This window comes from Bradyrhizobium sp. CCH5-F6, from assembly GCF_001556045.1.
Classification (GTDB): Bacteria; Pseudomonadota; Alphaproteobacteria; order Rhizobiales; family Xanthobacteraceae; genus Bradyrhizobium.
This window is the reverse complement of sequence record NZ_LSIC01000124.1, coordinates 104,939-118,205: the sequence shown is the minus strand read 5'-3', so window position 1 is coordinate 118,205 and position 13,267 is coordinate 104,939. Positions and strand designations below refer to the sequence as shown.

Sequence of the window (13,267 nt, the reverse complement as noted above, 5' to 3'; positions counted from 1 at the left end):
CAAGCGCGGCAGATGCGCCCTGGTTAATAGTCCATTAAGAAGGCGAGCTGCCTCGTGATCACCGCCGACGACGTTCTCGAACTGCCGGTCGCACCGCGCGCGTCTGCCGGCATACGTAGCCCGCTGCCGGCGAACCCGGTCGCGGTATCCGTCGTCATTCCCGCCAAGAACGCTGCAGCCTATGTCGGGGAAACCATTGCGAGCGCGCTTGCGCAAGCCGATGTCGGCGAGGTGATCGTCGTGGACGACGGCTCGTCCGACGACACTGTTGCGATCGTCCGTGACGTGCACGACTCGCGGGTGCGCCTGATCCAAAACGACTCCGCCGGCGTCTCGGCGGCGCGCAATCTCGGCGCCCGGCATGCGAGCGGCGAGTGGCTCATCTTCCTCGATGCCGACGACCGCCTGCGGCCCGGCGCGGTGGCGGCGCTGCTGGCGGCAGCGCGCGGTGCTCCACGCGCGGTTCTCGTCTATGGCGATTACAACACGATCGACAGCGAAGGACGGCAGATCGGTCGGCGCGACCTGCTGAAAGCACGCCGCAAGCCATCAGGCGACGTGCTGGAGCGGCTCGCGAGCGGCAACTTCATCGTCAATGGCGGCATCGCGCTTACCCGCGCGGAGGCTTTCCGCGCCATCGGCGGTTTCGACGTCTCCCTCAAATATTGCGAAGACTGGCATTGCTGGTGCCGCCTTGCGGCAATCGGCGAGTTCGAATTCGCGCCAAAGCTCCTGCTGGACTATCGCCTGCACACCGCCAACACGATGAACGCGGCGGTGCGAACACCGCAGGATTTCTTGCCGGCGGTCGCACGGGTGTTCGACGACGGGCTGATCCTGGCGAGACTGCCCGAGGGCACGGCGAGCGGGTTGCGCCAGGCAGCCGAGATCCATCTCGTCACCTATTCGGCGATGCAAGCGGTTCGCTTCGGCAGGTATCGCGAGGCCTTCGCTTATCTCGCGATGATCGGCCGGCGGTCGCTCAAATCGCTGCCACGCTCCGCGATCAGGGTCGCCCTCGCCCGTTTCGGCATCTAGTCCGCCGCCGCCTCAAGAGACGATCTTTGAGGCCTCATAAGGCTTCGGCTCGACGCCGAAAGCCGCCAAGGCAGCGCCAAACGCAACCATCATGGGATGCATCGCGACGACGGCTTTCGACGACGTCAACAAGGCTGCGGTGCGAACCAGCGACAGCGGCAGCCGTCCAAGCATCTGCGCGAACACCCGCGCCCGCGCCGCCGCGCTCTGCGCGGCCTTGTACTGCACACGATAGTTGATCGCACCGATGCGCAGGCCGCGCTTCGCGATCCAGCCGAGGCTGGTGCGGTTGTGCGGAACGGTCTCGGTGATGACGGCCTCCGCAGTCCAGTGGAAGCGCAGGCCGGCGTCACGGCACCGCACGAAGAAGTCGCAATCGCCGCCACCGAGGAAATTGAAGCGCAGATCGAACGCGGGACGCTCGAATCGTTCGAAAGCGGCACGGGTGATCAGACAGTTGCCGCAGCCATAGATCAGCGGCACCGCCCCGCTATAGTCATAGGCGGGACAGAAGGCCGGATGCCGCGCCAGCCAGGGTTGGCTGTCGTCGTCGAACACCGGCAGCACCGGCCCGCCGACCACGTCGGCGCCGGTCGCCTCCGCGGTGCGAACCATCAGCTCGAGCCAGTCGGGTGAGGCGATCTCGTCGTCGTCGATCATCAGGAAGCGGGTCGCGGCGGGGAACAACGCTTGCGCCGTCTCGAACGCGGCGTTGATCGCCTGGCAATTGCCCTGCCGTTTCTCGACGAGGCAGACGCCCTGGAGCCGGCCATCGGCGAGATACTCGGCGGCGACCGGCGCGCTCTCGCGCCGCGCAGCGTCATTCTCGACCATGACGACGGCGAAAGAGCGGGGTGTACGCTGGCTCGCAAGCGAGTCCAGGGTCAGCCGCAGATGCTGCGGGCGCCGGAAACAGGGAATGCAGACGACAATTCCAACCGACAGGTCGATGACGCGGGAGCTCGCCACGATCTCCCGGTTGGGATCGCACACGACGTCCGAGATGCGCGTGGCGGACAGGTCTGTCGGGATCAATGTCATGACGTCCTAGATGTCCGAGATATATTGAAAAAGCCCTGCTTCGATCGCGCGGATCGACCTCGTCCCGCGATGGCACGCCGCAGCGGAACAGATGCGTGCCAAAATGAACGGTCGGCGCGCGGCACATCCGCCACGCCACGCCGGCCATCTGCAGTCATCTTGGCCCAACACCATGCAGTTAACCGCCTTCGCGTGCTTCTGCCGCAGAACCTCGCACGCGTGGTAGTGCAATTCGCGGTCCAGTGCGCCGACAGCATCTCAACATGAACAACGCCGTAGTTAACGCCTATACGCATTAACCTGCCCGTAAGCACTGCGATCAGTGAGACGGCGCGGCATCAGATTTGCTCTTCGGGCAAGCAAGTCTTTTCCTGTAAATTTGAATAGAACAAGCGCGGTCAGAAAATCATGAACAAGCCAGCCACGATCGACTTCGCGACAGCCACGGCAATCAACGTCTCCGCGGCCACACCACCCACCCAGGCGCTGCACGATCTGGTCCCCGGCGAAGCACGCGACAGCCTGCTCGCCGTGCACGATGTGCTGTGCCGCGAGCTGCCGCAGGACCGGCTCGCCATCTATGAAGCCGGCGGCGGCTCGTGCAGCGTCCTGCCGCCGGAATTGCTGGGCCGCAGCAGAGTCACCGTCGTCGACATCGACGAGGACCAGGTCCGTAACAACACCTACGCCGACGAGGCGATCCTCGGCGACGTCCAGACCTACCGCTTCGGGCGCGAGACTTTCGATCTCGTGATCTGCTACAACGTCATCGAGCATCTGCCGAAGGTCGACGCCGCGCTCTTGAACTTCCGCGACTCGCTCAAGCGCGGCGGGATGATCCTGATCGGCGCGCCCAACCCGCGCTCGCTCTCCGGGGTCGTCACCAAATACTCGCCGCACTGGTTCCACGTCTGGTTCTACCGGCACATCCGCGGCATCAAGGATGCCGGCCTGCCCGGCGAACCGCCGTTCCCGACGTTCTTCCATCCGCTTGTGACGCTGCCCCGGCTCGTAGCATTCGCGGCCGCCAACGGCCTCGACATGATCTATCGTCGTGAAGTCGAGAGCCCGCGCTACCCTGAGATGCGCCGGCGCAAGCCGCTGTTCGCGGCCCTCGTCGACGCCGGCGCCGCGATGCTGAACGCTGTGCTTCCGCGCGGCACCGACGTCCGCCGCGGCGACTATCACGTCATCCTGAGGAAGCGCTGACGGGCATGGCACGCGTGCGGCCCATCACTGGACGAGCGGAAGCTCGCGGCCATGCTGCGCGCGGTAACGAACCATTAATTCCTGGAAAATTCCGGCATCGCGAGCCTGACAGGAACGAGCTGAACAGGCGCACGCGCTTAAACGCTTTGTTTGCCATTTCGGTGAATAGTCCCCCCGTGAGTATGGTTAATTTTCCCTGTTGCGTTGACTGGACACCCATATCCCGGGTGCGTGGCGTAGAGCGAAGAGTAACCCCTCAGCCCGCGGCAGTTGGAATGAAAGCTGGGGATCATGCTTGACTATAGCCAGCCGATCGACCGGGCCGGACCGGAGGCCCCGCAACGGAAGCCTCAGGCCGGCTTCAACGTGCTGGAGCTCGCCAATCTGCTCTGGCGGCGAAAGGTAGCGATCACCGCGGCCGCCCTGCTCGGCGCGATGCTTGCAGTCACCATCGGCAAGAGCGTGACGCCCCGCTACACCGCCACCGCCCAGCTCTATGTCGACCCGCGCGAGCTTCAACTCGTCGACCGCGAACTCACGCCCCGCGCGCAGGACGTCTCCGGCATGTCCATGGTGGTGGAGAGCCAGGCGCGCCTGATCACCTCCAACAGCGTGCTGCTCCAGGTGATCCAGCAGGCCGGCCTCGAGAAGGATCCGGAGTTCGGCGGCGGTGACGGCAAGAGCCTGATGTCGTCGCTGCTCGGCCTCATCGGCCTTCAGCCTCGCGCGCCCTCCGCCGCGGAGGCGAAGGAAGTGCAGCTTGCGGCGCTCGAGGCGCTGAACAGGCACATCACCGTCCGCAAGACCGAGAAGAGCTTCATCGTCGACATCGAGGTCTGGTCGACGGATCCCGCAAAAGCGGCGATGCTGGCCAACACGCTGACCAATGCCTATCTCGCCGAATCCCGCAACTCGCAGGCTTCGGCCGCACGGCGCGCGACTAACGATCTCTCCAGCCGGCTGAAGGAGCTGCGCGATCGGCTGCGCAACGCCGAGACCGCGCTTGCGACTTACAAGGCCCAGAACAATTTCGTCGGCACCCAGGATGCGCTGATCAGCGATCAGCAGCTTTCCGCCAGCAACCAGCGCCTTTCCGCTGCACGCGCAGCGACCATGGACGCGCAGGCGCGGCTCGACCAGATCGAGGCGAGCCGCCGTACCGCTGCCGATGCCGGCGCGATTCCGGAAGCGCTGCAATCGCCAACCATCGCGAACCTGCGCGCGCAATATGCCGACGCCCGCAAGAAATATGCGGAGCAGGCCGGCGAGCTCGGACCACGCCATCCGGCGCTGCGCCAGACGGAGAAGCAGGTCGAGGACCTCAAGCGCACCATCGCCGAAGAGATCGACCGCTTCGCTCAGTCCGCCAAGAACGATTTGACGCGCGCCCGCGATTTCGAAGCCTCGCTCAACCGGGCGCTGGAAGCGCAGAAACGGCAGAGCGTGCAGCTCAGCCAGGCCGCCGTGCGCTTGCGCGAGCTCGAGCGCGAAGCCGATGCCAGCCGCGACGTCTATCAGTCTTTTCTCAAGCGCTCCCGCGAGACCGAGGAACAGGAGAGTCTGAATACTTCGGCGGCCCGGGTCATCGGCGAGGCGACGGTGCCGCAGCGGCGCTCGTTCCCGCCGGCAATGAGCCTGTTCGCGATGATCGGCTTCATCTTCGGCGCGATCGCCGCGTCAAGCTGGTTCGTCGCGGCCGAGCTCCTGCTCGGCGCAACCGCACCGGCACCGACGCCCGCCCGTCCGCAGCGCGCGCTGGCGCCGGATGCAGCGCGGGCTCCGCAGCGCGCGCGCCCAGAGGCCTTGCCGCCTCAGCCGACCGCGCTAGTTCCGGAAGTCGAGCAGATGCCGCCGGAACTTGCCGCGCCCCCGCTCCAGCCTTCGATGGTCGAAGAGCCCCTGATCGAGCGACCGCTGATCGCACGCTTCCAGGAGGCCGACGTCATCCGTACGCTCGGCGCCATCCTCGCCACCGGCGGCGGCATCGACCTCACGCGGCTGGGTTGGCCGACGCTCCGTCCCGGCTTTCCGCTGACGACGCTGCTCAACGCCTGGCGCGACATGCGCGCATCAGCGGCCCGGCGCGCCGGCGGCAAGCCGATGCCGGTCATCGCGCTCGTCGGTGCCGGCACGACCACCGGACGGAGCGTGACCGCGCTGAATTTCGCTCTGGCGGCCGCGCGCGACGGCGCCCGCGTGCTGATGATCGATGCCGACCATCAGGTCCGCTCGCTCTCGAACAAGGTCGTCCGTCCCGGCAAGAACGAGCCGAGCAGGCTCGGCTGGCTCTCGATCGGCAGCAAAGGCGCACGCGAGATCAAGACGGTCAACGGCATTTCGGTGCTGCCGTCCGCGGAGGGTGACGCCGGCAAGACTGGCGACGCGATCCGCAAGGCGATTGCCCAGGCCCGTTCCGCCGGAGGCTATGATCTCGTCGTCCTCGACGGCCCGGCGATGCCGCTCTCGGCCAGCGGTCGCAAGCTGCTCGACGACATCGACTCGCTGGTGGCCGTGTTGCCGACCAGCCTCGACGTCAACGACAGCCTGGAAGAGGTGCTGTCCGCGCTCGGCTCCGCCGAGCGGAAGCTCGTCGGGGTCGTGCTCGACGAACTGACTCCCGCCATGCAAACGCGCCAGCGAGGCAAACAATATGCTTGAGCGCCGCGTCAACATCGACGGACGGGCGGCGACCGCCGACGTGCCGAGACTCACCGTCGGCGGGCTTCGCATGGCCGCGCTCGACCTGGAAGCCACCGCCGATTTCATGATCGAGGCGACCAACCCTGACAGTCGCATCGGCCGTCCACTGTTCCTGACCTCGGCCAATGGCGAGGTGCTGGCGCGCTGCTCGACCGAACCGCAGACCGAGCGGCTGTTCCGCGCCGCCGACCTGATCAACGCCGACGGTCAGCCGCTGGTCGCCGCCTCGAAGCTGCAGTCCTGGTTCCCGCTGCCGGAGCGCGTCGCGACCACCGACCTGTTCCACGTCGTCGCGCGCAAGGCCGAAGCCCTGGGCCGCACCTTCTATATGTTCGGTGCCAGCGAGGCCGAAAACGCCGCTGCGGTCGAGAACGTGCAGAAGATGTATCCGCATCTCAAGATCGTAGGCCGCAGCCACGGCTATCTGCGAGGCGAGGCGCTGCGCGCCAAAGTCGAGGAGATCAATGCCCTCGCGCCGGACTATCTGTGGGTCGCGCTCGGCGTACCCAACGAGCAGGCATTCGTGCAAGAGTTCACGCCGCATCTGACCAATGTTGGCGTCATCAAGACATCCGGCGGCCTGTTCAATTTCTTGTCAGGCAGCCGTTCCCGCGCGCCGCAATGGATGCAGAAGATCGGACTCGAATGGGCCTGGCGCACATTGCTCGAACCACGTCGTCTGTTCTGGCGCTATTTGACCACCAACCCCCGTGCGCTCTATCTTCTCTTCAGCCGCAACCGTACCGTCCGCTAAGAATAGAGCAAAAGACGACATGACCGACCGACCGACCGTCCTCGTCACCGGGGGCGCGGGCTATATTGGCTCGCATGCCTGCCGCGCACTGACCGCCGCCGGCTATCAGCCCGTCGTTTATGACAATCTCTCGACAGGTCATCGCAGCTTCGTATCCGGCCCGCTGGTGACGGGCGATCTGCTCGACGGCGCGATGCTGGCGCGCGCCTTCGCCGACCACAAGATCACCGCGGTGATGCATTTCGCTGCGGCGAGCCTCGTCGGCGAGTCCATGACCGACCCGCAGAAATACTACATCAACAACGTCCAGGGCACGCTGTCGCTGCTGCAGGCCATGCGAAACGCGGGCTGCCATCGCATCGTGTTCTCCTCGACCGGCGCCGTCTACGGCAACGCCGATTCCAAAGCGCTGCCGGAGGACTTTCCCTGCGCGCCGATCAATCCGTACGGCGCCTCGAAGTTGATGATCGAACGCATGCTCGCCGACTACCGCACGGCCTACGGCTTCGGAGCGTTCTGCCTGCGCTATTTCAACGCCAGCGGCGCCGATCCGGCCGGCGGCATCGGCGAAATGCGCGACAACGAAACCCACCTCATTCCCCGCGCCATGATGGCGCTGCAGGGCCACGTCGAGTTCGCGGTGTTCGGTAACGACTACGACACGCCCGACGGCACCGCGATCCGCGACTACATCCACGTCACGGACCTTGCGGCGGCGCATCTCGCGGCGCTGAAGCTTCTGGAAGACGGACATGCCGGCGGCAGCTTCAATCTCGGCACCGGCTCCGGCTTTTCGGTGCGCGAGATCCTCGACGCGATCAGGCTGGAGACCGGGCGCGAGGTGCCCCACACAGTCAAGCCACGCCGTGCCGGCGACCCCACCTATCTGGTCGCGGATCCCTCTGCCGCGAGAAAGGTGCTGAACTTCGTGCCGCGTCACTCCGACCTGCCTACGGTCATCCGCACGGCCTGGGCCTGGCACCAGAAGGCGCATCCGTTCAGATCGCGTTAGGCAAACGCTGCTCCCATTGCTTGCCTGCCCTGCCCTCGAGCGGGTAGAATGCATGCTTGCGGCCGCCCGGGCGTATCGCCGACGGCCGCACGCTTCGCATTGCCGACGACGATGTCGGCTTGCATGGCTCGGCCCATTGCCGCCAGCCGATTTTTCCGAGCGAAGCGATGGCCAAATACCCGTGTCGACCCGTCATCGAGGCGCGGATTCAAGGAGCATCGACCACATGTATCAGGCTGCACGCCTGGAATTCGAGCGCGTGATGGAGGAGTTCGTCCGCTGGCATGTCGTGCCAGAGGGCGAGCGCTCGCCCGCGCCTGCCTGGTGGTGGGGGCCTGCCATGGCAATGGTCGACGATCGGGAGCCGATGAGCGAAACATGCTGCCGCGCGTTGAATCTGTGCGAAGGAACGAGCTTCGCCGAGGGCGCGCGCACCATTCTCGCGCTGTTCGTCGAGCAGACGTCACTCACGGATCCCCAGGATTTTCCGAGCAAGGCCGACGGAGGCGAACACGAGGTGCGCGAGCTGCACCCGCAACCGTCAGACGACAGCGCGTTTCAACCGTAACGCCGCGCCTTCCCCGGCCGGTTCCGGCTGGAGCGGCGGCGCGACCGGTAGCAGAACAGGTCGCAGCAACTCGGCCATCTGCTGCGCCGGCAGCGGCTTGGAGATGAGGAAGCCCTGCATCTCGTCGCAGCCATGGGCCCGCAGGAACGCTTCCTGCTCGGCATTCTCCACGCCTTCGGCGACGACCGTCATGCCGAGTGCCTTGCCCATGCTGATGATCGCCTGCGCGATCGCCTGATCCTCCGAATCCTGCGGCAGGTCGCGCACGAAGGAGCGGTCGATCTTGATGGTGTCGATCGGAAAGTGCTTCATCAGCGACATCGACGAATAGCCGGTGCCGAAATCGTCGATGGCCAGACGGATGCCGCGGCTCTGGATGGAGTCGAGCACCTTGAGCGCGCGGCCGACGTTGCGCATCATCATGCTCTCGGTCACCTCCAACTGGAGCAGCACCGGCGACATGCCGGAGGCCGCCAGCGCCTCGTCGACGTCCTGCAACAGATGTTCGTCGGCAAACTGCCGCGGCGACAGGTTGACCGCCATCGATACCGGCAACAGGCCGCGGCGTTGCCAGGCCATCGCCTGCGCGCAGGCCTCATTCAGCACCCAGCGACCGATCGGCACGATCAGCCCGGTTTCCTCCGCGAGCGGAATGAACTGTGCGGGCGAGACGTTGCCGAGATCGGGATGGCTCCAGCGCAGCAGCGCTTCCACCCCGGTAATCTGGCCCGTCTCCATGTCCACCTTGGGCTGATAGTTCAGCGAGAACTGCTCGCGCTCCAACCCGCGGCGCAGCGCACTTTCGAGCGACAGCCGCTCGATCGACTGCGTCTTCACTTCCTTGGAGAAGAAGCGATAGCCGTTCTTCCCGTCTTCCTTGGCGAGATACATCGCCATGTCGGCGTTCTTGGTCAGCGTCTGCGCGTCCGAGCCGTTGGCCGGATACATCGCGATGCCGATCGAGGCCGTGGTATGGCACTCGTGCCCGGCCAGCTCCATGGGCTCCGCAAGCGTGGCGAGCAGCTCGGTCGCGATGCGCTGGACATCGTCGACCTCGCCGCACTGGTCGAGGATCACCACGAACTCGTCCCCGCCAAGGCGCGCCACTACGTCGCTCGTGCGCAACGCGCCGCGCAGGCGATTTGCCACTTCGAGCAAGAGCAGGTCGCCGGCCTCATGCCCCAGCGAATCGTTGATGACCTTGAAGCGGTCGAGATCGATGAACAGCACCGCAAAGCGGTGATCGTGGCGCTGTGCCGCTTCGATCGCCTCGTGCAGCAGCTCGTTGAACGTCTCGCGGTTCGGCAGGTCGGTCAGGCTGTCATGCGAGGCGAGGTATTCGATCCGCTCGTCCGCCTTGTTCTTCTCGTCGGCGCGATCAAAGTTCTCCATTGCGAAGGAGACGTTGTCCGCCAGACGCTGCAACAGCTCGACGAATTCGGGCGTGAAGGTGCCCGGTTCGGTCGACATGTAAATCATGACGCCCACCGCCTGGTCGTGCGCGACGAGCGGAAACGCGGCACCCGACCGTGCACCGTCCCCACGCACGACGGCATGGAAGACGCGGACGCGTTCGTCGTTGAGATAGTCGTTGCTGATGCAGGGCTGCCGCGTCCGGAACGCAGTGCCGCTCATTCCGCGACCTTCCGGCCGCTCGGGATCGATGGAGAGACGGACGCTGCGCGTGGTGGCGGCGGACGGACCGGCGGCGGCTACGATTTCGAGCTGGTCCGTGCCGGCTCTGGCCAGCGCGATCGTGGTCGAGTTGAACTTCGCGCCATTCGATGCAGCAACGCACACCAGGTCGAACAGCTCGGCACGCGACTTCGCCCTCATGATCGCTTCGTTGGTCGCACTCAGAGCCGCGAACATGCGCCTCAGGCGCTCCTTCTGCGCTTCGGTGCGGATCTTCTCCTCGGCGCGATCGAAATTGTCGAGCGCGAAAGAGACGTTCTCTGCGAGGCGTCCGAGCAGCTGGACCAGATCGGGCGTGAACGTGTCTTCCTCCGATGCGAGGAACAGCAGAATGCCGACGGGCTTCCGCCCCGCTTTCAGAAGCGGGAAGCACGCCGCAGCCCTCGTCCCATCTTCGAGGGCCTTTGTGCGCCAGTGTGCGGACCGCGGTTCGTTCAGATATTCGTTCATGACGCTGGGCCGGCCCGTGCGCAGCGAGGTCCCGATGATTCCCTGGCCCTCGGGATGATCCGGGGAAATTGCGCAGGTGCGCCCCACCATTCGCTCCTGCAGGCGGCCCTTCACGGCGACGACCCGAACGAGCTCGTGTTCTTCATCGATGATGCCGATCGTCGCGGAGGCGAACAGATCGCCGAGCACAGCCGCCTGGCAGGTCGCCTCGAACAACTCATCGCGCGTCTTGGCGCGCATGATGGCTTCGTTGGTTGCGCTCAGCGCCTCGAACATGCCGCTCAGACGATTGCGCTGCTTGTCCGCTCGCGCCTTCTCGTCAGCACGGTCGAAACTTTCGAGCGCGAAGGCGACATTGGCCTGGAGCTTGCGAAGTAACTCGACGAGTTCGGGCGTGAAAGTGCCGCGCTCCGGGGAATTGAACAGGAAGATTCCCTCGACCCGGTCGCCGTTGTACAGCGGCAAAGCCGCGGAGGAGGCGATGCCGTTGCGGCGCGCGCTAGCATGCCACGGCGCGATGCGATCGTCGGCGAGCACATCGTTGCTGACGGCGGGCTGGCGAGTGCGGAACGCAGTACCCGTCAGTCCGCGCCCTTCGGGCACCCGGTCGGAACTGGAGAACGTGAAGTTACGAACCTGGTCCGCATTCGGTCCGTAGCAGGCGACGACGCGCAGCAGCTCGGCCTGATGGTCGAACAGCGCGATGGTGGCCGAGGTAAACTTGGCTCCCTTCGCGGTCGCCTCGCAGACAAGGTCGAACAGCTCGGCCCGCGACCGCGCCCGCAGGATCGCCTCGTTGGTGGCGCTGAGCGCCGCATACATTCGCGCCAGGCACTCTTCTTCCGCGGCGATCCTGGCTTTCTCGGCCTCGCGGTCGAAATTCTCGATGGCGAACGAAACGTTCTCCGCCATGCGCAGCAGCAGGGCGACGATCTCCTCATCCTTGGCCCAGGAACGGCTGATGAAGAACAGCAGCACGCCGACGCTCTCGCCGTACCTGATCAGCGGCGCGACGACGCAGGCGGCGACTCCGGTGTTGACGTTGGCCTGCTCCCACGGCGTGCCCTTGGTCCGGCTGGCGAGATCGTCCTCGACGATGGCTTTCTGCGTCCGGAATACCTCGCCGGATACGCCGCGGCCATAGGGGTTTGCCGGATCGATCGAATAGCGTGCCTGGGTGACGAGCTCCAGATTCTGCCCGGTTGCAGCGACAGGCTTCATCCAGTGCGAATTCGGCTCGCGGAGCAGCACGATGGTCGCCAGCGACTTGCCGCCATAAACCGCGGCGTCGCAGACGAGCTGGTATAGCTCCTGCTCCGTCTTGGCGCGAAGGATGGCCTCGTTGGTGGCGCTGATGGCGCCGAACATGCGGTTCAGCCGCCGTGTCGCCCGCTCGCCGGCCTGCCGCGCGGTCTCTCGCGCGAAATTGTCCAGCGCATAGGAGATGTTGGCCGACATGCGCTCGAACAGCGACACCATCTGCTCATTGAGCGAATTTGCTTCGCGGCGGGTGACGTAGAGCACGCCGACACTCTTGCCGTTGCAGAGCAGCGGCAGCGCAGCGGCCGCGCCGATGCCGGCTGGGGCCGCTCCGTCACGCCATGCCAGCGAACGCGGATCGTTCAGATAGTCGTTGCTGATGCACAGCTTCTGGTCCCGAAATGCCTCGCCTCCGACGCCCGATCCTTCGGGAGTACCGGCTTCCGTCGTGATCACGATCGAACGCAGCCGCGCAATGTCTTCGCCGCAGCCGGCCGCAAAACACAGCCGCCGGCCATCCGGCTCGACCAGGAACACCGCAACGGCCAAGAAATCCCCGCTCGAAAACCCGGCGTCGCAGACCTTCTGGTACAGCTCGTCCGGGGATTTCGCGTAAAGGATCGCTTCGTTAATGGCGCTCAACGCCGCAAATGTGCGCGCGAGTGTCGTCGGCACGATCTCAGCTCCCGGGCATTCTGCCTATTTCTCCCGGGTAACTTTATGGGAGGCGACCGCCTAAGTGGTCGTTATTGCGCGCTGCAAACCGTCCATCAAAGTGAACGAGCTGCGAATGTGGGACGCCAAATTGTCTATAATACCGCCGCACGGCCAAACTCGAGCCAAGGCCGCTCCCTTCACGAATTTCCGGCCCCGTATTGGTTTACGGAAGATTGATATTCGCAGCAAAGCTTGAGAGGCCGGCAAGGCCGGCGCGATCCCGACCAGTTGCTCCCCTGCAACCTGACGGCGCCGGTTTGTGCCGCGCGATGGCGGCAACATCAAAACGGCAGCGCCACACCCGCCTTGATCTCCTTCAGCACCACATTGCTGCGGACGTAGCGGATGCCGGGAATGCGGAACATGAACTCGTCGAGGAAGCGGTTGTAGGCGGGCATGTCCTGCACGACGACGCGCAGGTGATAGTCGGCATCGCCCGTGGTCGCGAAACACTCCAGCACTTCGCGCCGTTTCGTCACGCGCGCCACGAACTCGTCGACGAACTTGGCGTCGTGCCGCTCCAGCGAGACGTGGAGAATGGCCGACATCGCAAAGCCCGCCTGCTCGCGCGCAACCAGCGCCGCATAGCCCTGGATGATGCCGGCTTCCTCCAGTGCGCGCACCCGACGCCAGCAGGCCGAGGTGGACATGCCAACCTCGTCCGCGAGCTGCTGGTTGGTGGCGCGACCGTCCTTCTGGAGGTGGGCGAGAATCCGCGCGTCCTGCTCTTCGATCATGAATGCACCTCAATTCGATAGACTCTACCAAAACTGCCCAAGAATCAAAAAATCCTACCGAATTATGGGCGAAGATAGAACGAATA

9 protein-coding genes are annotated in these 13,267 nt (G+C 65.1%); 6 read left to right on the top strand and 3 right to left on the bottom strand.

Annotated elements, in window-relative coordinates; genetic code table 11:
* Positions 1–54 precede the first annotated feature (54 nt).
* Positions 55–1,038, top strand: coding sequence for a glycosyltransferase (locus AX729_RS23410; protein WP_061026647.1), 984 nt, complete (start codon positions 55–57; stop codon positions 1,036–1,038).
* 12 nt (positions 1,039–1,050) lie between these two features.
* Here the strand turns inward: AX729_RS23410 and AX729_RS23405 are convergent, their stop codons facing one another.
* The gene (locus tag AX729_RS23405; protein ID WP_061026646.1) at positions 1,051–2,079 is read right to left on the bottom strand and encodes a glycosyltransferase family 2 protein; all 1,029 of its coding nucleotides are present in this window, start codon (positions 2,077–2,079) and stop codon (positions 1,051–1,053) included.
* A 408-nt stretch (positions 2,080–2,487) separates the two neighbouring features.
* Here AX729_RS23405 and AX729_RS23400 point away from each other — a divergent pair, with 408 nt between their 5' ends.
* The 5 genes from AX729_RS23400 to AX729_RS23380 all read left to right on the top strand — a co-directional run bounded on the left by AX729_RS23400 (position 2,488) and on the right by AX729_RS23380 (position 8,322).
* Positions 2,488–3,288, top strand: coding sequence for a class I SAM-dependent methyltransferase (locus tag AX729_RS23400; RefSeq protein WP_061026645.1), 801 nt, complete (start codon positions 2,488–2,490; stop codon positions 3,286–3,288).
* Between the two features lie 291 nt (positions 3,289–3,579).
* Positions 3,580–5,946 carry an exopolysaccharide transport family protein gene (locus AX729_RS23395; RefSeq protein WP_061026644.1) on the top strand — a complete coding sequence of 789 codons (2,367 nt, stop codon included), beginning with the start codon at positions 3,580–3,582 and terminating at the stop codon, positions 5,944–5,946.
* A complete protein-coding gene (locus tag AX729_RS23390) occupies positions 5,939–6,742 on the top strand; it encodes a WecB/TagA/CpsF family glycosyltransferase (RefSeq protein WP_061026643.1) in 804 nt (267 codons plus the stop codon). The genes AX729_RS23395 and AX729_RS23390 overlap by 8 nt, the downstream gene beginning before the upstream one ends.
* Positions 6,743–6,761: 19 nt before the next feature.
* Positions 6,762–7,754, top strand: a complete 993-nt coding sequence (gene galE, locus AX729_RS23385; protein ID WP_061026642.1) for a UDP-glucose 4-epimerase GalE — start codon at positions 6,762–6,764, stop codon at positions 7,752–7,754.
* A gap of 226 nt (positions 7,755–7,980) precedes the next feature.
* Positions 7,981–8,322, top strand: coding sequence for a hypothetical protein (locus AX729_RS23380; RefSeq protein WP_061026641.1), 342 nt, complete (start codon positions 7,981–7,983; stop codon positions 8,320–8,322).
* Here the strand turns inward: AX729_RS23380 and AX729_RS23375 are convergent.
* The gene (locus AX729_RS23375; RefSeq protein WP_061026640.1) at positions 8,296–12,402 is read right to left on the bottom strand and encodes a bifunctional diguanylate cyclase/phosphodiesterase; all 4,107 of its coding nucleotides are present in this window, start codon (positions 12,400–12,402) and stop codon (positions 8,296–8,298) included. The genes AX729_RS23380 and AX729_RS23375 overlap by 27 nt on opposite strands.
* A 323-nt stretch (positions 12,403–12,725) precedes the next feature.
* Positions 12,726–13,181: an Lrp/AsnC family transcriptional regulator gene (locus tag AX729_RS23370; RefSeq protein ID WP_061026639.1), complete on the bottom strand. Its 456-nt coding sequence runs from the start codon at positions 13,179–13,181 to the stop codon at positions 12,726–12,728.
* Between the last annotated feature and the right edge of the window lie 86 nt (positions 13,182–13,267).